This window comes from Aeromicrobium sp. Leaf291 (genome assembly GCF_001423365.1).
In the GTDB taxonomy this organism is placed as follows: Bacteria; Actinomycetota; Actinomycetes; order Propionibacteriales; family Nocardioidaceae; genus Aeromicrobium.
This window is the reverse complement of record NZ_LMNM01000001.1, coordinates 1,117,921-1,138,243: the sequence shown is the minus strand read 5'-3', so window position 1 is coordinate 1,138,243 and position 20,323 is coordinate 1,117,921. Positions and strand designations below refer to the sequence as shown.

18 protein-coding genes are annotated in these 20,323 nt (G+C 72.2%); 1 reads left to right on the top strand and 17 read right to left on the bottom strand.

Annotated features, from left to right (window positions below; all coding sequences use genetic code 11):
* Window positions 1-8: 8 nt before the first annotated feature.
* The 13 genes from ASF35_RS05695 to ASF35_RS05635 all read right to left on the bottom strand — a co-directional run bounded on the left by ASF35_RS05695 (window position 9) and on the right by ASF35_RS05635 (window position 12,999).
* Entirely contained in the window at window positions 9-815 is an 807-nt protein-coding gene (locus ASF35_RS05695) for an NADH-quinone oxidoreductase subunit J (protein WP_055964062.1), read from the bottom strand.
* The gene (gene nuoI / locus ASF35_RS05690) at window positions 812-1,408 is read right to left on the bottom strand and encodes an NADH-quinone oxidoreductase subunit NuoI (protein ID WP_055964060.1); all 597 of its coding nucleotides are present in this window, start codon (window positions 1,406-1,408) and stop codon (window positions 812-814) included. Before nuoI ends, ASF35_RS05695 begins: the two co-directional genes overlap by 4 nt.
* Window positions 1,405-2,667 carry an NADH-quinone oxidoreductase subunit NuoH gene (gene nuoH / locus ASF35_RS05685; RefSeq protein ID WP_055964056.1) on the bottom strand — a complete coding sequence of 421 codons (1,263 nt, stop codon included), beginning with the start codon at window positions 2,665-2,667 and terminating at the stop codon, window positions 1,405-1,407. The genes nuoI and nuoH overlap by 4 nt, the downstream gene beginning before the upstream one ends.
* Entirely contained in the window at window positions 2,660-5,131 is a 2,472-nt protein-coding gene (locus ASF35_RS05680; protein WP_055964052.1) for an NADH-quinone oxidoreductase subunit G, read from the bottom strand. Before ASF35_RS05680 ends, nuoH begins: the two co-directional genes overlap by 8 nt.
* A complete protein-coding gene (nuoF, locus tag ASF35_RS05675; RefSeq protein ID WP_055964047.1) occupies window positions 5,128-6,438 on the bottom strand; it encodes an NADH-quinone oxidoreductase subunit NuoF in 1,311 nt (436 codons plus the stop codon). The genes ASF35_RS05680 and nuoF overlap by 4 nt, the downstream gene beginning before the upstream one ends.
* On the bottom strand, window positions 6,431-7,291 hold the full coding sequence (gene nuoE / locus ASF35_RS05670) for an NADH-quinone oxidoreductase subunit NuoE (RefSeq protein WP_082495381.1): 861 nt from the start codon (window positions 7,289-7,291) through the stop codon (window positions 6,431-6,433). The genes nuoF and nuoE overlap by 8 nt, the downstream gene beginning before the upstream one ends.
* Window positions 7,288-8,637 (bottom strand): NADH-quinone oxidoreductase subunit D, encoded by a 1,350-nt coding sequence (locus ASF35_RS05665; protein ID WP_055964043.1) that lies wholly within the window; start codon window positions 8,635-8,637, stop codon window positions 7,288-7,290. Before ASF35_RS05665 ends, nuoE begins: the two co-directional genes overlap by 4 nt.
* The gene (locus ASF35_RS05660) at window positions 8,634-9,527 is read right to left on the bottom strand and encodes an NADH-quinone oxidoreductase subunit C (RefSeq protein WP_082495380.1); all 894 of its coding nucleotides are present in this window, start codon (window positions 9,525-9,527) and stop codon (window positions 8,634-8,636) included. The genes ASF35_RS05665 and ASF35_RS05660 overlap by 4 nt, the downstream gene beginning before the upstream one ends.
* Entirely contained in the window at window positions 9,527-10,081 is a 555-nt protein-coding gene (locus tag ASF35_RS05655) for an NADH-quinone oxidoreductase subunit B family protein (protein ID WP_055964040.1), read from the bottom strand. The genes ASF35_RS05660 and ASF35_RS05655 overlap by 1 nt, the downstream gene beginning before the upstream one ends.
* The gene (locus tag ASF35_RS05650) at window positions 10,081-10,440 is read right to left on the bottom strand and encodes an NADH-quinone oxidoreductase subunit A (RefSeq protein WP_055964037.1); all 360 of its coding nucleotides are present in this window, start codon (window positions 10,438-10,440) and stop codon (window positions 10,081-10,083) included. The genes ASF35_RS05655 and ASF35_RS05650 overlap by 1 nt, the downstream gene beginning before the upstream one ends.
* 145 nt (window positions 10,441-10,585) lie before the next feature.
* The gene (locus tag ASF35_RS05645; RefSeq protein WP_055964033.1) at window positions 10,586-10,960 is read right to left on the bottom strand and encodes a helix-turn-helix transcriptional regulator; all 375 of its coding nucleotides are present in this window, start codon (window positions 10,958-10,960) and stop codon (window positions 10,586-10,588) included.
* A 4-nt stretch (window positions 10,961-10,964) separates the two neighbouring features.
* Window positions 10,965-12,176 carry an MFS transporter gene (locus tag ASF35_RS05640; RefSeq protein WP_055964028.1) on the bottom strand — a complete coding sequence of 404 codons (1,212 nt, stop codon included), beginning with the start codon at window positions 12,174-12,176 and terminating at the stop codon, window positions 10,965-10,967.
* A gap of 130 nt (window positions 12,177-12,306) precedes the next feature.
* The gene (locus ASF35_RS05635; RefSeq protein WP_055964025.1) at window positions 12,307-12,999 is read right to left on the bottom strand and encodes a demethylmenaquinone methyltransferase; all 693 of its coding nucleotides are present in this window, start codon (window positions 12,997-12,999) and stop codon (window positions 12,307-12,309) included.
* A 32-nt stretch (window positions 13,000-13,031) separates the two neighbouring features.
* On the opposite strand from ASF35_RS05635, the gene ASF35_RS05630 reads away from it, so the two are divergent.
* Window positions 13,032-14,312: an isochorismate synthase gene (locus ASF35_RS05630; protein ID WP_082495379.1), complete on the top strand. Its 1,281-nt coding sequence runs from the start codon at window positions 13,032-13,034 to the stop codon at window positions 14,310-14,312.
* 100 nt (window positions 14,313-14,412) lie between these two features.
* On the opposite strand, the gene ASF35_RS05625 is transcribed toward ASF35_RS05630, so the two are convergent.
* The 4 genes from ASF35_RS05625 to ASF35_RS05610 all read right to left on the bottom strand — a co-directional run bounded on the left by ASF35_RS05625 (window position 14,413) and on the right by ASF35_RS05610 (window position 20,255).
* A complete protein-coding gene (locus ASF35_RS05625; protein WP_082495378.1) occupies window positions 14,413-15,957 on the bottom strand; it encodes an aldehyde dehydrogenase family protein in 1,545 nt (514 codons plus the stop codon).
* Entirely contained in the window at window positions 15,954-17,549 is a 1,596-nt protein-coding gene (locus ASF35_RS05620; RefSeq protein WP_055964023.1) for a GMC family oxidoreductase, read from the bottom strand. The genes ASF35_RS05625 and ASF35_RS05620 overlap by 4 nt, the downstream gene beginning before the upstream one ends.
* Before the next feature lie 187 nt (window positions 17,550-17,736).
* Entirely contained in the window at window positions 17,737-19,329 is a 1,593-nt protein-coding gene (gene menD, locus ASF35_RS05615; protein WP_055964020.1) for a 2-succinyl-5-enolpyruvyl-6-hydroxy-3-cyclohexene-1-carboxylate synthase, read from the bottom strand.
* Window positions 19,326-20,255 (bottom strand): o-succinylbenzoate synthase, encoded by a 930-nt coding sequence (locus tag ASF35_RS05610; protein ID WP_055966210.1) that lies wholly within the window; start codon window positions 20,253-20,255, stop codon window positions 19,326-19,328. Before ASF35_RS05610 ends, menD begins: the two co-directional genes overlap by 4 nt.
* Window positions 20,256-20,323 lie beyond the last annotated feature (68 nt).

Genomic DNA, 20,323 nt, shown 5'->3' with positions numbered 1-20,323 from the left:
GTACTCGTTCACGACTCGTCCTCCCGGCCCGCGGCCCCGGAGCCCCGCCGGGGCCCTCCGTCGTCCTCGTCCTCGTCACGGAGCTGGTCGGTGACGGCGTGGATGTCGTCGTCGAAGCCGTCGCGCAGCTGGCCGCGCGCGACGATGCTCGGCGAGACCGAGTCGTCGGCGGGGGTGCCGTCGGGCAGCGGGGCCGGGGTGTCGACCGCGTTGTGGCGGGCGAAGACGCCCGGCGTCGGCGGGTTGCCCGGGTGGCGACCGGTGGCGGCGTACTCGGCCATCCGGTCCCGGGCGATGTCGCCCTGGCTGCGCCGGGGCGTCAGGGCCTCGCGGTGCGCGAGCACCATGGCGCCCAGCACCGCGGTGACCAGCAGCGCGGCGGTGAACTGCATCGCCACGACGTAGGGGCTGAACATCAGCTCAGCGAGCCCGAACACGTTGCCGTTCTCGTTGGCCGACCCGAGCCCGGTGACCGGGCCGAGGGCCGTCTGGCCGACGGCCGTGACGAGCACGAGGCCGAACCCGAGACCGGCGACGGACGCGGCGAGCCGCTGGCCCTTGATGGTCTCGACGAGCGACTCCGAGGAGTCCACGCCCACGAGCATCAGCACGAACAGGAAGAGCATCATGATCGCGCCGGTGTAGACGATGATCTGCACGGCGAACAGGAACGGGGCGCCCTGCGCGGCGTACAGCACGGCCAGCCCGATCATGACGACCGCGACGCTGAGCGCCGCGTGCACCGCCTTGCGCGCGAACACCAGCCCGAGGGCGGCCACCACCACGATCGGCGCGATGATCCAGAACGCGGTCACTCGCCCGGCTCCTCGTCCGTGGTCGCGCCACCGCTGGTGACGCCGACGATCGGGAGGGTCTTGCCCGCGTAGTAGTCGTGGTGGTCGTCGCTGATCAGCATGCCGTGCGGCGGCTCGACCATGCCCGGAAGCAGGGGTGCCAGCAGGTCGGACTTCTCGTAGATGAGGTCCTCGCGGTTGTTGTCGGCCAGCTCGTACTCGTTGGTCATCGTCAGGGCGCGCGTGGGGCACGCCTCGATGCACAGGCCGCACAGGATGCAGCGCAGGTAGTTGATCTGGTAGACGCGGCCGTACCGCTCCCCCGGGCTGAAGCGCTCGTCGTCGGTCGTGCCGTTGGAGGCACCCTCGACGTAGATCGCGTCGGCCGGGCACGCCCAGGCGCACAGCTCGCAGCCCACGCACTTCTCGAGCCCGTCGGGCCAGCGGTTCAGCTGGTGCCGGCCGTGGAAGCGCGGCGCCGTCGGCACCTTCTCGAAGGGGTACTGCTGCGTGACGGGCTTCTTGAACATCGTGCGGAACGTGACGCCGAACCCGGCGATCGGGTCCCACAGCGTCTCCTTCAGGCTGCCTCCGCCGTTCGACTGCTGACTCATCGTCGGACGCCCTCCTTCCGGTTCCAGGACTGCTCGGGCATGGGCGGGGTCGGGTACCCCGCAGCGGGGCCCTCGTCGTCGGGCGCGGTCGCGCCGTCGGCTCCACTGGTCGGCACGGTTTCGGGCTTCTTCCGCTCGGGGATGAACAGGCTGACGAGCAGCACCACGGCGGCGACCCCGGCCGCGACGAACAGCGTCTGGCGGTCGAAGGTGCCGTCGGTCATGCCCTTGCGGACGATGATCACGGCCACGATCCAGGCCAGCGAGATGGGGATGAGCACCTTCCAGCCGAACGCCATGAACTGGTCGTAGCGCATGCGGGGCAGGGTGCCGCGCAGCCAGATGAACAGGAAGATGAAGCCCAGCGTCTTGCCGAGGAACCACAGCACCGGCCAGTAGCCCTCGTTGAGCATGCCGTCGTTGATCTGGCCGAGGCCGAACGGGGCGCGCCAACCGCCGAGGAACAGCGTGGTGGCCAGCGCCGAGACGGTGACCATGTTGATGTACTCGGCCAGGAAGAACAGCGCGAACTTCAGCGACGAGTACTCGGTGTGGAACCCGCCGACCAGCTCGCCCTCGGCCTCCGGCAGGTCGAACGGCGCACGGTTCGTCTCGCCGACCATGGCGATGATGTAGATGATGAACGACGGCAGCAGCGGCACGAAGAACCACAGGTCCTCCTGGGCGGCCACGATCTCGCTCGTCGACATCGACCCGGCGTAGATGAACACCGTGACGAAGCTCAGCCCCATCGCGACCTCGTAGGAGATCACCTGGGCGCTCGAGCGAAGACCGCCGAGCAGGGAGTAGGTGGAGCCCGAGGACCAGCCGGCCAGGACGATGCCGTAGACGCCGATCGACGTGACCGCCAGGACGTACAGCACGGCGACGGGCATGTCGGTCAGCTGCAGCGGGGTGACGGTGTCGGTGAAGGGGATCCGCACCTCGGGACCGAACGGGATGACCGCCCAGGCCAGGAAGGCCGGGATCGTGGCGAGGATCGGCGCGAGCACGTAGACGACCTTGTCGGCCGCCTTGACGACGATGTCCTCCTTGAGCGCGAGCTTGACGCCGTCGGCGAGGCTCTGCAGCAGGCCGAACGGGCCGTGCACGTTCGGGCCGACGCGGTGCTGCATGCGGGCCACGACGCGACGCTCGAACCAGATGTTGAACAGCGTGTAGACCACGAGGATCACGAAGACCAGCAGCGCCTTGAGCGCCACCACCCACAGCGGCTCGTTGCCGAACAGCTCACTCATGAGCGGCACCTCCAGCGCTCAGGCGGACGACCGAGCCGTGATCGGCGCCGAGGACGCCGCGCAGGTGGACGCCGTTGTTGCCGGGTGCCCACACGACGCCGTCGGGAAGGTCGGCCACCTGCGTCGGGAAGGCGGCGCTGCCGAGGTCGGTCGCGATCGTGGCGATGCCGCCCGGCTCGACGCCGGCCGAGGCGAGGGTCGCGACCGAGGCCTTGAGCACGGCCGGTCGCGCGGTGGCGCGGTAGCGCTCCTGGCCGTCCTGCAGACGGCCGTCGTCGACCAGCTGGCGCCACGTGGCCAGCAGGACCTCGCCGGACCCGGGTGCCGACGGTTCGGGAGCTGCCAGGTCGGGGTCGGCGACGCCGGACCCGTCCCACGGTCCCAGCTCCCGCATGCTGCGCATGGCGCCGGTCGTGGTGCGGAAGCCGAGCGGTGCGCCGAGCTCCTCGGCGATGCCGGCGAGCACCCGCACGTCGGTGAGGGACCCGGGCACCTGGAGCACCGTGTCGAACGGACGCAGCCGTCCTTCCCAGGTGACGAAGGTGCCGGACTTCTCCACGGGCGGGGCCACCGGCAGCACCACGTGCGCGGCACGGGTGACCTCGCTCTCGCGGACCTCCAGGCTGACGACGAAGTCGGCGGCGGCCAGGGCGGCACGTGCAGCCGCCGGGTCGGGCAGGTCGTCGATCTCGACGCCGCCCACGACGAGGGCGAGCAGCTGGCCCTTGGCGACGGCCTGCAGGATGCCGCTCGTGTCGCGTCCGGCCTTCGCCGGCACGGAGCGGATGCCCCAGGCCGCGGCGAGGTCGGCGCGCGCCTCGGCGTCACCCACCGGGCGTCCTCCCGGCAGCAGGCTGGGCAGGCAGCCGGTCTCGACGGCGCCACGGTCCCCCGCACGGCGCGGCACCCACGCGAGGCGGGCTCCCGAGCGCTCGGCCAGACGCACGGCGGCGCTGAAGGAGCCGGGCGCACTGGCGAGCCGGTCACCGAGCAGGACGATCGCCCGGGCGTCGAGGCCCAGCTCGTCCGCGGCGATCGCGTCGGTGCCCAGTCCGTCCAGCACCGAGGCCTCCTCGCCGGGTCGGGCGGTGAGCAGCTCACCGCCGCACTTGGCGAGGCCACGGGTGGTGTGCGAGCCCACCGCGACGACGCGGACGCCGTGCTTGGAGGCCTTGCGCAGGCGCAGGAAGAGCGTGCCCGCCTCGTCCTCGGGCTCGAGCCCGACGAGCAGGACGGTCGAGGCCGACTCGAGGTCGCGCGTGACGACGTCGCGTCGGGCCGCCACCCGCGCAGCGAGGAACGCCGACTCCTCGAGGGAGTGCGGTCGGGTGCGGAAGTCGATGTCGTTGGTGCGCAGGGCAGCACGGGCGAAGACGCTGTAGGCGTAGGCGTCCTCGGCGGTCAGGCGACCTCCGGGCAGCACGCCGACCTTGCCGGCGGCCTCGCGCAGACCGGCCGCGGCCGCGGCCAGCGCACCCGGCCACGAGGCCGGCACCAGCTCGCCGGAGTCCGGGTCGCGCACGAGCGGCGTCCGCAGCCGGTCCTGCTGACGGCTCCACGCGAACGCGAAGCGGTCCTTGTCGGTGATCCACTCCTCGTTGACCTCGGGGTCGTCGCCGGCCAGGCGGCGCATGACCGCGCCGCGACGGTGGTCGACACGGATCGCGGCGCCACAGGCGTCGTGCTCACCGACGGACGGCGTCGAGACGAGGTCGAAGGGGCGCGACCGGAACCGGTAGTCGGCACTCGTGAGGGCGCCGACCGGGCAGATCTGGATGGTGTTGCCGGAGAAGTAGGAGTGGAACGGCTGCTCGCCACCCTCCTGGCGGTCACCGAAGGCCGCCTCGTCGGTGGCCGGTCCGATCCCGACCTGCTGACGGGCCCCACGCTCGACGAGCGCGATGAACGGGTCGCCCGCGATCTGCTCGGAGAAACGGGTGCAGCGGGCGCACAGCACGCAGCGCTCGCGGTCGAGCAGCACCTGCTCGGAGACCGCCAGCGGCTTGGGGAACGTCCGCTTGGTCTCGGCGAACCGGCTCTCGCCGCGGCCATGGCTCATGGCCTGGTTCTGCAGCGGGCACTCGCCGCCCTTGTCGCACACCGGGCAGTCGAGCGGGTGGTTGACGAGCAGCAGCTCCATCGTGCCGTGCTGGGCCTTCTCGGCGACGGGCGACGTGACCTGCGTCCTGACGACCATCCCGGGGGCCACCTCGAGGGTGCACGACGCCTGCGGCTTGGGGAACCCACGACCGTTGCCGGCGTCGGGGACCTCCACGAGGCACTGGCGGCACGCCCCCACGGGCTCGAGCAGCGGGTGGTCGCAGAAGCGCGGGATCTCGGTGCCCACCAGCTCGGCGGCGCGGATGACGAGCGTCCCCTTGGGCACGCTCACCTCGACGTCGTCGATGGTGCACGTGACGAGGTCGACGGGGGTCTGCGTCTCGCGGGAGGCCTCGAGGGTCATGCGGTCACCTCGCTCGGGAACAGGGTCGACGCCGCGGGCGGGAACAGCTCGGCGGACGGCGTGTGCAGGCCGGCCTCGAACTCGCTGCGGAAGTGCTGGACGGCTGACGTGATGGGGCTCGTGGCGCCGTCGCCCAGCGCACAGAAGGACCGGCCGAGGATGTTGTCGCAGAGGTCGAGCAGCAGCTCGATGTCGCCCTCGCGGCCCTCGCCCGCGTCGAGACGCTGCAGCACCTGCACGAGCCACCACGTGCCCTCGCGGCACGGCGTGCACTTGCCGCACGACTCGTGCTTGTAGAACTCGGTCCAGCGCAGAACGCAGCGCACCACCGACGTGGTCTGGTCGAAGACCTGCAGGGCCTTGGTGCCGAGCATGGACCCCGCTGCGCCGACGCCCTCGTAGTCGAGGGGGACGTCGAGGTGCTCGGCGGTGAGGATCGGGGTGGAGGAGCCACCGGGGGTCCAGAACTTCAGCTCCGAGCCGTCCCGCAGGCCGCCGCCGAGCTCGAGCAACTGGCGCAGGGTGATGCCGAGCGGCGCCTCGTACTGACCGGGACGCTTCACGTGGCCCGACAGCGAGTAGAGCGTGAAGCCCTTGGACTTCTCGGTGCCCATGGAGCCGAACCAGTCGATGCCACCGCGCACGATGGCCGGCACCGAGGCGATCGACTCGACGTTGTTGATGACCGTGGGGCTGGCGTACAGACCCTCCACGGCGGGGAACGGCGGGCGCAGCCGGGGCTGGCCGCGGCGGCCCTCCAGCGAGTCGAGCAGCGCCGTCTCCTCGCCGCAGATGTAGGCGCCCGCGCCGGCGTGGATGACCAGGTCGACCCGCCGGCCGGAACCCAGCACGTCGGCCCCGAGGTAGCCGGCCTCGTAGGCCTCGCGGCACGCGGCCCGGAGCCGGCGCACGACGTGCAGCACCTCGCCGCGCACGTAGATGAAGGCCTGCTCCGCCCGGATCGCCAGGCTCGCGATGATGACGCCCTCGATCAGCTCGTGGGGGTTGGCCATCATGAGCGGGATGTCCTTGCAGGTGCCCGGCTCGGACTCGTCGGCGTTGACCACGAGGTACTTGGGGTTCGGGTTGTCCTGCGGGATGAAGCTCCACTTCATGCCCGTCGGGAAGCCGGCGCCTCCACGGCCGCGCAGGCCCGCGTCCTTGACCAGGGTGACGATCTCGTCGGGCGCCATGTCGAGCGCCGAGCGCAGGGCCGCGTAGCCGTCGCGCTCCTCGTAGGCCGCGCGGGTCCAGGACCGCTCGTCGGCCCAGTTCCGGCTCAGCACCGGCGTCAGCACGTCAGTCATCGGACTCCCCGCTCTCCTTCGAGCCGCCACCCTCGACATCGGCGTCGGACTCCTCCGCCACGGTCTCGTCCTCGGCCCGACCGGTGTCGGCCTCAGCCTCGGCCCTGTCCTTCTCCGCCCGCGACCCGGAACCCCCGCCGGCGGCCTTGGACCCGGCCGCCGCGCTCGTCGAGCCGCCGTCGGTCGTGTCGAGCGGCGGGGCGGACCAACCACGCTCGTTCGCGATCTCCAGACCCACCAGCGACGCGGCTCCCGCGGACGGACCCTCGTCGACCCGGCCGTCCTCGAAGCCGGCGAGCACCCGCTCGGCCTCGCGCCAGCTGGTGATCGTGGCCCCTCGGCTGGAGGTGACCTGCTCGCCGGCACGCAGCCGGTCGACGAGCTCCACGGCCGACTCCGGCGTCTGGTTGTCCATGAACTCCCAGTTGACGGTCAGCACCGGCGCGTAGTCGCACGCCGCGTTGCACTCGATGTGCTCGAGCGTGACCGTGCCGTCGGCGGTGGTCTCGTCGTTGCCGACGTCGAGGTGGTCCTTGAGCCGCTCGAAGATCAGGTCGCCGCCCATGACCGCGCACAGCGTGTTGGTGCACACGCCCACGTGGTGCTCGCCCATCGTCCGACGCTTGTACATCGTGTAGAAGGTCGCGACGCCCGAGACCTCGGCCGCCGAGAGGCCGAGCAGCTCGGCGCAGAGCTCGATGCCCTCGGCCGTGACGCTGCCCTGCACGGACTGCACGAGGTGCAGCATCGGCAGCAGCGCGGAGCGCGCCTGCGGGTACCGCCCCATGAGCTCGCGCAGCTCATCGACCGTGCTCTCGTCGATCGCCGGCGTGGACGGCTGCAGCTCACTCACCTGTCGACACCTCCCATGACCGGGTCGATGCTGGCGATGGCCACGATGACGTCGGAGATCATCCCGCCCTCGCTCATGATCGACGTGCCCTGCAGGTTGATGAAGCTGGGATCGCGGAAGTGCGCGCGGTACGGGCGGGTGCCGCCGTCGGACACGACGTGGCAGCCGATCTCGCCGCGCGGCGCCTCGATGGCCGCGTAGGCCTGGCCGGGCGGGACCCGGAAGCCCTCGGTGACGATCTTGAAGTGGTGGATGAGCGCTTCCATCGACTCGCCCATGATGTGCCGGATGTGCTCGGCGGAGTTGCCCTGGCCGTCGGAACCGACGCTGAGCTTGGCCGGCCACGCGATCTTCGGGTCGTCGACCATGACCGGCGCTCCCTCGAGGGTCGCCAGACGGTCGATGGCCTGCTCGACGATGCGCATGGACTGCCACATCTCCTCCAGGCGCACCCGGAAGCGGCCGTAGGCGTCGGGCTCGTCCCAGGTGACGACGTCGAAGTCGTACGTGTCGTAGCCCCAGTACGGCTGCTTGCGGCGCAGGTCCCAGTCGTAGCCCGTGGCGCGCAGGGGCGGGCCGGTGAGACCGAGCGCGAGGCAGCCGTCGAGCTCGAGGTGGCCGACACCCTTGAGGCGCCCCTTGAAGATCGGGTTGGCGTTGCAGAGGGCGGCGTACTCGGGCAGGCGCTTCTTGAGCACCGCCACGGTGTCGCGAAGCTGCTGCAGGCCCCCGGCCGGCAGGTCCTGGGCCACGCCGCCGGGGCGGAAGTACGCGTGGTTCATGCGCAGCCCGGTGATCGCCTCGAACAGGTCGAGGATCAGCTCACGGTCGCGGAACCCGCAGGTCATGACCGTCAGCGCGCCGATCTCCATGCCGCCCGTGGCGATGCACACGAGGTGGGAGCTGATGCGGTTGAGCTCGAGCATGAGGACACGGATGACCTGGGCCTTCTCGGGGACGTCGTCCTCGATCCCGAGCAGCCGTTCGGTCGCGGCGACGTAGGCGGCCTCGTTGCTGAAGGGGGCCACGTAGTCCATGCGGGTGCAGAAGGTCACGCCCTGCGTCCAGGTGCGGAACTCCATGTTCTTCTCGATGCCGGTGTGCAGGTAGCCGATGCCGGGGCGGGCGTCCTTCACGGTCTCGCCGTCGATCTCGAGGATCAGGCGCAGCACGCCGTGCGTCGACGGGTGCTGCGGGCCCATGTTGACGACGATGCGGTCACCGTCGACGGCCGAGGCGTCGATGGTGTCCCAGTCCTGGCCGGTGACCGTGAAGACCGGTCCCGACGGCGTCTCGCTGGTGCCGGCGTACGCGTCGTGAGTGCCGGTCTCGTGGGTGCTCGTCACGAGTAGCTCCTGCGCTGGTCGGGGCTCGGGATCGTGCCGCCCTTGTACTCGACCGGGATGCCGCCCAACGGATAGTCCTTGCGCTGGGGGTGGCCCTGCCAGTCGTCGGGCATGAGGATGCGGGTGAGGGCGGGGTGGCCGTCGAACTCGATGCCGAACATGTCCCAGGCCTCGCGCTCCTGCCAGTCGGCCGTCGGGTAGGTGGCCACGACGCTGGGCACGTGCGGGTCGGCGTCGGGGCAGGTGACCTCGAGCCGGATGCGGCGGTTGTGGGTCATCGACAGCAGGTGGTAGACGACGTGCAGCTCGCGGCCGGTCTCGTGCGGGAAGTGCACGGCCGAGAGGCTGCTGCAGAACTCGAAGCGCAGGGCCGGGTCGTCGCGCAGGTGGCGGGCGGTGTCGGCGAGGGCCTCGCGGCGGACGAAGAAGGTGATCTCGCCGCGGTCGACGACGACCTTCTCGATCGCGCCGGTCTCCTCGGTGAGGGTGGCGAGCCGGCCGTGGACGTCGTCCCACCAGCTGGTCCCCCCGGCACCGAAGGGTGGCTGCGAGGGGGCGGGCATGGCCACGGGACGGGTCATGCCGCCGTAGCCGCTCGTGTCGCCCGTGCCGTGCACGCCGAACATGCCCTCGCGGACGTCGACGACCTCGAGGGTCTCGGCGTCGCTGGGGACCACGCTGGTGTCGGCGCTCGCGGCCCCGTCGTCAGTGGCCTCGGCGTCCGCGGCCCCGGCCTCAGCAGCCCCGGACCGAGCAGCCTTGGGGTCGCGGGAGCGGTCCTGCGTGTCGGTGTGGGCGTCGACCGTCTCGGTCTTGTCGCCCACCGCGGGCTTCGTCGCCTTGTCGGCGGCCTTCTTCCTCGCGGGCTTCTTCTTCTTCTCGTCCGCCATCAGCGCATCAGGCCCTTCATGGCCGACGTGGGCGTGGCCGACAGCGCGACCTGCTCGTCGGCCTTGATCTCGGCGAGGCGGTTGGCGCCGAGCTTGGTGTGCTGGATCTGGTCGTGCAGCTTGAGGATCGCGTCGATCAGCATCTCGGGTCGCGGCGGGCAGCCGGGCAGGTACATGTCGACGGGGACGACGTGGTCGACGCCCTGGACGATCGCGTAGTTGTTGAACATGCCGCCGGAGCTGGCGCACACACCCATGGCGAGCACGTACTTGGGCTCGGCCATCTGGTCGTAGATCTGGCGCAGGACAGGGGCCATCTTGTTGCTCACGCGGCCGGCGACGATCATCAGGTCGGCCTGGCGCGGGCTGGGGCGGAAGACCTCCATGCCGAAGCGCGAGGAGTCGAACCGGGGCGCGCCGAACGTCATCATCTCGATCGCGCAGCACGCCAGCCCGAAGGTGGCGGGCCAGAACGACGCCTTGCGCATGTAGCCGGCGAGGCCCTCCACCGTCGAGAGCAGGACGCCGCTGGGCAGCTTCTCCTCGAGACCCATCAGGTCCACTCCATTCCGCCGCGCCGCCACTCGTAGGCGTACGCGATCGTGACGTTGACGAGGAACAGCAGGATCGCGAAGACCGCGAACCAGCTCATCTGGTCGAAGGCGACCGCGAAGGGGTAGAGGAAGACGATCTCGATGTCGAAGACGATGAACATCATCGCGGTGAAGAAGTACTTGATGCTCACCTTGCCGCCGCCCTCGGGCAGCGGGCTCGGCTCGATGCCGGACTCGTAGCGGTCGAGCTTGGCGCGGTTGTACCGCTTGGGCCCGGTGAACGGGGCGATGCCCACGCTGAACACGGCGAACCCTGCCGCGAGCGCACCCAGGACGAGAACGGGTGTGTACTCGTTCACCGCCACCTCCAGCGAGATCGACGCAACCTGACGTAGAGCGAGATCGTGACCTTGTGAATCACTTCACAACGTGACCTGCGCCTCACTCTACGCCCGGCTCGGACCGCCTGTAACTGAGGTCACACTAACCTCGCCCCGCACGCCGTCAGCGGTGGTGCGGCTCGCCCGTCACCACGTGGTCCGCATGGCCGATGGCCTCGAGCAGGAGCCGCCGCAGATGGCCGCCGACGAGCGTGTACCGCACCCGTCGGCCCTCGCGGTGCGCCTCCACGAGGCCGGCCAGCCGCAGCTTCGCCAGGTGCTGGCTGACCGAGGTCCGGCTCGCGTCCACGGTGTCGGCGAGCGTGGAGACGTCGGCGTCCTGACGGGCGAGCACCCACAGCAGGTGCAGCCGGGTGCGGTCGGAGAGGAGCCCGAAGACCTCGGACGCCTCCGCCAGGCGCTCCGGCGTCGGCTCGACGTCGTGGCGCAGGCTCGGCTCGGCCCGCACCGTCCTCGCGTCCGCACCGGTGTCGCTCACCCGGTCATTGTGTCGCAGGCACGGGCTCCTCCGACCCGGCGCGCCGCGGCGTCAGAACCACGACCGCCGCCACGAGGGCAACCCCGCCGAGCGCCACGAGCGCGAGGGCCGGGGAGACCTGCACGCCGACGAGCCCCGCCAGCGGGTACGTGAGGAGGTAGCAGGCGTGCGACCACGCGAAGTGGCCGGCGAACAGCACCGAGAGGGTCCGCCCTTCGGCCTGGGCGCGCAGCACCTGACCCGACGGAGTCAGCACGAGCGACGACCCCAGGCCCAGCAGCGCCCACAGGACCACCAGCCCTGCAGTGCTGCCGACCGCAGCCCCACCGGCCAGCAGCGTGACGGCGACGACGACCGCGCCGAGCCGCATCGTCGACCACGGGTCGCCCCGACCCGGCAGCCAGCCGGTGCGCGAGACGAGCAGCGCCCCGACGACCGACCCGGCGCCGAACACGGCCAGCACGACCCCCACCCCTGCCTCCGCGCCGCCGACGTCGTCCACGAGCGTCGGCGTGAGCACCAGCGCCGCGGCGTACGCACACGCAGCCACGAGGTCGAGCAGGAGGAGCCGGCGCAGGGCCGAACGCCGGAGGAACTCCACGAACCCGCCGCCCACGCGGTCGTCGTCCCGCACCGGCGGGGCGGCACCAGGTGGACGCGCCAGGAGCACGGCGACCGCGGAGCCGACGAAGCCCGCCCCGGCGAGCACGAAGAGCGCGCGGGCGTCGACGACGAGCAGCGCGAGTGCCGCGAGGGACGGACTCACCACGGCCTCCGCGTCGTAGGCCACGCGCGACAGCGACAGCGCCTGGCGGTAGTCGCCCTCGTCGCCGAGTACCCGAGGCAGCAGTGCCTGGTAGGCGGGCGTGAAGCCCGCCGAGGAGGCTTGGAGGACCAGCACGAGCAGGTAGACCTGCCAGGTGGCGTCGACCAGAGGCAGCGCCAGTGCCACCGCCACCCGCACGACGTCGGCTCCGACGAGCACCCGTAGCGGTGCCCAGCCCGCGGTCACGCGTGCGATCCACGGCGACAGGACGACGTACGCGGCGATCTTCACGGTCAGCGCCGTCGCCAGCACCCCCGCCGCCCGCGGTCCGGCGAGGTCGGCGGCGAGCAGCGCGAGGGCGACCGTGAGGACGCCGGTCCCCAGGAGACCGCTCAGCTGCGCGGCGAAGAGCCGGGCGTAGGTCGGGTGACGGCGGAGCGTGGTGAGCACGTGACCATCATGTGCGCATGCGCGCACATGTGCAACGGGGAAGGTGCGTCCACCAGCACGGCCGCGACGTTCGGCTCGCGCAGGTTCGCCCCCGCGGACGTGCCGACGCCCTAGGGCCTCCCCCGCCCGGTCAGGGACGGACGGAGTGGTGCAGCGCGACGATCCCGCCGGAGAGGTTGTGCCACTCCACGCGGCCCCAGCCCGCCTCGACCATGCGCAGCGCCAGACCCTTCTGGTCGGGCCAGGCGCGGATGGACTCCGCGAGGTAGACGTACGACTCCGGGTTCGACGACGTGCGGCGCGCGATGCTCGGCAGCGCCCGCATGAGGTAGTTGGAGTAGAGCGCGTCGAACGGCTCCCACGTGGGCGTGCTGAACTCGCACACGACGATCCGTCCGCCGGGGCGGGTCACGCGCAGCAGCTCGGTGAGCCCCTGCACCGGGTCGTGGATGTTGCGCAGCCCGAAGGAGATTGTGACGGCGTCGAACGAGGCGTCCGCGAACGGGAGCCGCATCCCGTCGCCCGCGACGAACGGCAGGTGCGGGAAGCGACGACGGCCCTCCTGGAGCATGCCGAGGGAGAAGTCGCACGGGACCACGGTGGCGCCGGCCTCGCGGAACGGCTCGCTCGACGTGCCGGTGCCCGCGGCCAGGTCGAGGATGCGCTCGCCGGGCTGCGGATCGACCAGCTCGACGACCCGACGGCGCCAGCGTCGGTCCTGTCCCATCGACAGCACGTCGTTGGTCAGGTCGTAGCGACGCGCGACGGTGTCGAACATGCGCGCGACGTCGCGGGGCTCCTTGTCCAGGCCTGCTCGGGTCACCTCCTTACCTTCCCACGAGTAGCCTGGATCGGGTGACGAGCCCTCCGACGCCAGCCGTCGACACCGCCTCAGCAGCGAGCCCCCTGCCGAGGCCGCTCGTGGCCCGCACCGTGGAGGTCGACGACCCGGGCCCCCTCCTGGCCCTGCTGGGCCGCGACGTCGACGCCGTCGCCTGGGTGCACCACGGTGACGGGCTCGTCGGCTGGGGTCGTGCCGCCGCGTTCTCGACGGACGGCCCCGACCGCTTCGAGCGCGCGCACCGCTGGTGGCGCGAGGTCACCCGGCACAGCGTCGTGCGCGACGAGATCGAGGTGCCCGGGAGCGGCCTGGTGGCCTTCGGCAGCTTCGCCTTCGCCGACGACGGCCGCGGCAGCAGCCTCGTCGTCCCCGAGGTCCTGGTGGGCCGACGCGACGGGCGCAGCTGGGTGACGGTCGTCGGCACCTCCATCAGCACCGCGCCCGAGCTCGTCCCTGCCGAGGCTCCCGTGCACCCGACCGGCATCGAGCTGGTCGACGGGCCCGTCGACAGCGACGCCTGGCAGGACGTCGTCGCCGAGGCGGTGCGTCGCATCGCCGCCGGGCAGCTCGACAAGGTGGTGCTCGCCCGCGACCTCGTGGCCGAGCTGGACGAGCCGCTCGACGTCCGCGCCCCCCTGCGTCGCCTCGCCCGCGACTACCCCGGCTGCTGGACGTTCCACGTCGACGGCTTCTTCGGCTCCACGCCGGAGATGCTGGTGCGCCTGGAGCGCGGGCTGGTCACGTCGCGCGTGCTGGCCGGCACGATCCGGCGGACCGGCGACGACACCCGCGACCTCGCGCTCGCCGCGTCCCTCGCCCGGTCCAGCAAGGACCTCGAGGAGCACGAGTACGCGGTGCGCTCGGTGGCCGAGGCGCTCGCCCCGCACTGCCGCAGCACCAACGTCCCCGACGCCCCGTTCGTGCTGCACCTGCCCAACGTCATGCACCTCGCGACGGACGTGACCGCCGTGCTGCGCGGCGACGCCAGCGCCCTGACGCTCGCGGCCGCCCTGCACCCGTCGGCGGCCGTCGGCGGCACCCCCACCGACGCCGCCGTGGCCCTGATCGCCGAGATCGAGGGACTCGACCGCGGCCGCTACGCCGGGCCGGTCGGCTGGATCGGGGCCGAGGGCGACGGCGAGTGGGGCATCGGGCTGCGCTCGGCCCAGCTGGAGGCCGACGGCCACCGCGTTCGCCTCTTCGCCGGCTGCGGCATCGTCGCGGACTCCGTCCCCGCCGACGAGCTGGCCGAGAGCCAGGCCAAGCTCGTGCCCGTGCGCGACGCCCTCGCCTGACGCCGACCGACCAGTCCCCACGTCTCGGACACTTCCGGGGCACTTTCGTGCCCTGGAATGCACCGCAGGTGTCCGAAACGCGAGGACTGACGGGTCGGGACTACTCCTTGAGCGTCTTCTTGCCGCCGTGCAGGAGCGTCACGATGAGGTTGAGGCCCTTCTCGTCGCGCACGGTGCGCTTGAAGGACGTGAGGTTGAGCGGCGGGGCGTAGCGCTGGCGCGTGATGGCCTTGGCGTACGTGAACTCCTTGAGCCCGTCGGGGCCGTGGATGCGCCCGAAGCCGGACTCGCCGACGCCGCCGAACGGCAGGCCGGGCACGCCCGCGAACGTGATGATGCCGTTGACCGACGTCATGCCCGAGCGGATGCGACGGGCGATCTCCATGCCGTTGCGCTTGGAGAACACCGCACCCGCGAGGCCGTACTTGCCGGCGTTCGTGAGGCGCACCGCCTCGTCCATGTCGCGCACCGGGTTGATCGCCAGCGTCGGGCCGAACGTCTCCTCGGTGATCGCGCTGGACGTCTCCGGGACGTGGGTCAGGATCGTGGGCTGGACGAACCGCTCGCCCACTGCGTCGATGCCGCCGACGACGGCGGTGGCACCGCGGTCGAGGGCGTCCTGGACGTGGCCGCGGATCACGTCCACCTGCGACGGCATGGTGATGGGGCCGATGTGGGCGCCCGCGTCACCGCCGGCGCGCAGACCCTGGGCCTGCTCGGTGATCTCGGCGACGAACGCGTCGAACACCCGCTCGTGCACGTACACGCGCTCGGTGCCGATGCAGGTCTGGCCGGCGTTGGACATGCCGCCCCAGAGCGCGGCCTCGGCCGCCTTCGCGATGTTGGCGTCCTCGTCGACGATCAGCGAGTCCTTGCCGCCGGCCTCGATCACGACGGGCGTGAGCCGCTCGGCGCACGCGGCCATGACCTTCTTGCCGGTGGCGGTGGAGCCGGTGAACGCCAGCTTGTCGACGCCCGAGGTGCACAGGGCGGCACCCGTGGGGCCGAGGCCGGTGATCGTCTGCAGGACCGGGATGCCACCGACGACCTCGCTGAGGGTGTCGGCCAGCCACACGCCGACGCCCGGCGTGTACTCGCTGGGCTTGAACACGACGGTGTTGCCGGCGGCGAGGGCGTAGGCGATCGAGCCCATGGGCGTGAAGACCGGGTAGTTCCACGGACCGATGACGCCGACCACGCCGAGCGGCTTGTACTCGACCGTCGACTTCTGGTTGGCCATGACGAGCCCGGACGACACGTTCTGCGGGCCGAGCACCTTCTTGGCGTGCTTGGCGGCCCAGGCGACGTGGTCGATCGCGAGCGCGATCTCCAGCTGTGCGTCGGCGATCGGCTTGCCCGTCTCGCTGCGCGAGAGCGCCGCCAGCTGCGCGATGCGGCGGGTGATGACGCTGCGCCACGTGAGCAGGTGCTCGGCCCGCTCGTCGAAGCTCAGGGCGCCCCACCACTGCGCGGCGTCGCGGGCCCGCTCGACGGCCAGTGCGACGTCCTCGGGGCCGGCGACCGGGTGGACACCGACCACGTCGCCGGTGGCCGGGTCGAGCGACTCGAAGGTCTCGACACCGTCGGCAGGCACCGAGGCGGACGTGGCGGGCGGGTTCGGGTGACGGTCGAACGTCGAGGTCATCGGGACTCCTTGATGAGGTCGGCAGCCTTCTCGCCGACCATGATGGTGGGGGCGTTGGTGTTGCCGCGGGGGACGGCGGGCATGACGGAGGCGTCGGCGATCCGCAGGCCCTCCACGCCGCGGACGCGCAGCTGCGGGTCGACGACGCTGTCGTCGCCCGTGCCCATCGCGCAGGTGGCGACGGGGTGGTAGAGCGTCTGGCACAGGCGCCCGATGGAGGCGAGCACCTGGTCCTCGGTCGGGTCGAGCGACGCGGGCTCCCACGGCGCCTTGACGAAGCGGGCCAGCGGACCGTCCTTGAGGATCTCGCAGGCGCGACGGATGCCGGCGGCGAGCGCCTCGAGGTCGGCGCGGTCGTCGAGGTAGCCCGCCTCGATCTCCGGCTTCCACGTCGGGTCGGCCGAGCGGAGGCGCACGTGCCCGCGGCTCTGCACGTTGACGAGCGTGGCGGCGAGCGTGAGCGCCGGCTGCGACGGCTCGTGCAGGCCGTTGTCCCAGAAGCCGGTGGGGGCGAAGTGGAACTGCAGGTCGGGCAGGTCGAGGTCGTCGCGGCTCTTGAAGAACGCACCGGCCTCGGCGACGTTCGAGGTGAGCGGTCCGCGGCCGAGCTTCTGGGCCTTGAGCAGCTGGGGCAAGTTGAGCGACGCGGCGATGTCGGTGGTGTCCTGCGTGTGGGCGAGCACCCCCGACACGGGGTGGTCCTGCAGGTTCTGGCCGACGCCGGGCAGGTCGACCTGCACGTCGATGCCGTGCTCCTTGAGGTGGGCGCCCGGGCCGATGCCCGACAGCATGAGCAGCTGCGGTGAGTTGACGGCGCCACCGGCGAGCACGACCTCGCCGTTCACGCGCACCGACTCGGTGAACGCGCCACGGCGGTACGTGACGCCCACCGCGCGCCTGGCGCCCTTCGTGCCCTCGAGGTCGATCGACGTCACGAAGGCCTCGGTGCGCAGCACCAGGTTGGGGCGGCCGAGCGCCGGCCGGATGTAGGCGTCGGCCACGGACCAGCGCCGACCCTTGCGGCACGTGACCTGGTAGAGCCCGGCGCCCTCCTGCTCGGCGCCGTTGAAGTCGTCGGTGCGCTTCATGCCGTTGGCCACGGCCGACTCGACGAACGCGGTACTGAGCTCGTGGTCGTGGCGGCGGTCCTCCACGTGCAGGGGACCGTCGTTGCCGTGGAAGGAGTTGCGGATCCGCTGGTTGCCCTCGGACTTGCGGAAGTACGGCAGGACGTCGTCGTAGCCCCAGCCGTCGGCGCCGTAGCCGTCGCGCCACTCGTCGTAGTCGGCGTGGTTGCCGCGGATGTAGATCATGGCGTTCATCGACGTGCAGCCACCGAGCGCCTTCATGCGCGGCCAGTCGGCGCGGCGGTTGCCGAGGTGCTTCTGCGGGGTGGTCTGGTAGCCCCAGTCCCACGACGTCTTGAACAGGGTGGAGAAGCCGGCGGGCAGGTGGATCATGTCGTCGTCGTCGGCCGGGCCCGCCTCGAGCAGCAGCACCCGGACGTCGGGGTCCTCGCTCAGGCGCGTGGCGACGACGCCGCCACCGCTGCCCGACCCGATGACGACGTAGTCGAAGGTCTCGATCCCCATGTCCGTCCTTCCCTCGTCCGGCTGCGAGGTCGTGGACGACCTTCCGCCGGGATGCGTGATGCGCGTCACCACCGTACTCCCGGCATGGTCGATGACACCAGAACTGTCACGGTTTCTCGCCCACCGGACGGCCCCGTCGGACGGGGCCGTCGGACGGGGCCATCGGACGGGGCGCGGCCCTCTGCGGTCAGGAGCCGGCGAGGGCGCTCGTCGCGGCGGTGCGCAGAGCGGCGTCGAGGGCACGGCGGTCGTCGCGACGCAGGGTCACCTCGACCACCTCGAGCCCACCCGTCGGTGACGCGAGTGCGGCGGCGAGGCCGTCCGGCTCCACGCGTCGGTGCGGCACGCGGTACCCGGCGCAGAGCGCGCCAAGATCGGCACCCGTCGGGGTGCCGAAGACCCGCTCGAAGGCGTCGGCGTGCTCCGGGCCGCCCTGCTCGAGCGTCGCGAAGATGGCGCCGCCGTCGTCATTGACCACCACCACGGTGAGGTCGGGTCGGGGCTCGCCGGGGCCGACCAGCAGTCCGTTGCTGCCGTGCAGGAACGTGAGATCACCCATCACGGCGAGTGCTCGGGTGGAGTCGCGGGCGAGCGCCGCGCCCACCGCCGTCGACACCGTGCCGTCGATGCCCGCGAGGCCGCGGTTGGCGACCACGTAGCGGCGTTCCCCCACGATCCATGGCCTCGCGACGACGTCGAGGTCACGGATCGGCTGGGACGCGCCGACCACCAGCAGACCGCCGGGTGGGAGCGCCTCCGCCACGGTGCGGGCGACGGCGAGCCCCGACGCGGGGTTCGCGGCGACGACGGCGTCGACCGCGCCGACCACACGCGCGTCGGCGTCGGTCCACTCCTGCAGCCACGCGGCGTCACCGACCCCGGCCGCCGCGACCTCGTCGGTGAACGTGACGCGCGGACCGGCGGGCACCGGGAACGTGGCCTGCGTGCCCACGTGCACCACGTCGACGTCGGCGCGGGCGAGCAGCCGCGTGACGGGTCGGCTCAGCGTGGGGTGGCCGAACGAGACCACGCGCTCGACGCGGTCGGCGAGCGGCGGGTGGCCGAGCAGCAACCGGTACGTCGCGAGCGCGTCGCCGGTGCGCGAGCCCGACGTCGGCTCGGCGAGCAGCGGCCAGCCGGCGTCGCGGGCGAGCACGCGCGCGCGTCGGCCCGCGTCGTCGCCGGCGAGCACGACGGTGCGGGGCCCGGCGTCGAGCGTGACCAGGGTGCCCGGTTCGTACGCCCGACGCACGCTGCCCAGGACGGACGCTGCGGGGTCGTCGAGGGTCCAGTCGATCGGCTCCACCAACGGCTCGTCGAGCTCGAGGTTGAGGTGCACCGGCGCGTCCGGGCCCATCAGCAGCTGCTTGACCCGGTCGATGCTCCGGATCCCGGGGAAGATGTCCGGCTGCACGGTGGTCTGGTTCGCGCCGGTGCCCCGCAGCCGCGCCGGGCGATCCGCGGTGACGGCGAGCACGCCGATGCCCGCGTGGAGCGCCTCGAGCATCGCCGGGTGCAGGTTGGCCACGGCGGTGCCCGACGTCGTGACCACGGGCACCACACGGTGGGAGGTGCGGGCCAGGCCCAGCGCGAGGAAGCCGGCCTCCCGCTCGTCCACGCGCACGTGCAGACGAATGCGTCCGGCGCGGTCGGCGGCGTGCAGGGCCAGGGCGATCGGCGCCGACCGCGAACCGGGCGACAGGACGGCGTCCGTCACGCCGTGGGCCAGCAGGGTGTGCAGCAGCCGACGTGCGACGCCGGTGGCGCGCTGCTCGCTCACGGCGCGTCCCCCACCCGGAGCAGGGCGTCCACCCGGTCGAGCCGGGCGGTCCAGGCGGCGGCGGTCGGCAGGTCGGCGGCCACCGAGGCCAGGGCGGCGGGGTCGACGTCCACCCGGCGCACGGGCAACCAGCCGTCGACGGGCACCAGCGGGGCGTCCGTCACGTCGCCGCCGAGCAGCGAGGTGGTGCCCAGGCCGCAGGCGTAGGGCAGCTCCGGGAGCGCCGCGGCGAGCGCCACCCCGGCGGCGAGCCCCACGGACGACTCGACGGCGCTGGAGACCACGACGGGCAGCCCGATCTCCTCGGCGACCCGCAGGCACGCTCGCACGCCCCCGAGCGGCTGGACCTTGAGCACCGCGACGTCGGCGGCCTCGAGGTCGCGCACGCGGTACGGGTCGGCGGCACGCCGGATCGACTCGTCGGCCGCCACCGGCACGTCGACCCGACGTCGGACGAGTGCGAGCTCCTCGACGTCGGCACACGGCTGCTCCACGTACTCGAGGGTGCCGACGGTGTCGAGCGCCCGGATCGCCACGACGGCGTCGTCGACCGACCAGCCGCCGTTCGCGTCCACCCGGACCCGCCCGGCAGGACCCAGGGCGTCGCGCACCGCCTCGACGCGGGCGATGTCGTCGGCCAGCGACTGTCCGCGCTCGGCCACCTTGACCTTCGCCGTCGACGCTCCCGAGGCGCGCACGATCGCCGCCGCCTGCTCGGGGCCGACGGCCGGCACGGTGGCGTTCACGGGCACCCGGTCGCGCACCGGGTCCGGCCAGCCCTGGTGCGCCGCCTCGAGGGCGCTGGCGAGCCACGGCACGCACTCGTCGTCGTCGTAGTCGAGGAACGGGCTGAACTCGCCCCAGCCGGCCACGCCCTGCAGCAGCACGCCCTCGCGTCGGGAGATGCCGCGGAACCGCACGGGCATCCCGATGGCGAAGGTGTGCACCGGCCGAGCCTATCGCCGTCGGGACGCGCGCACCGGCTCGTCGGCCG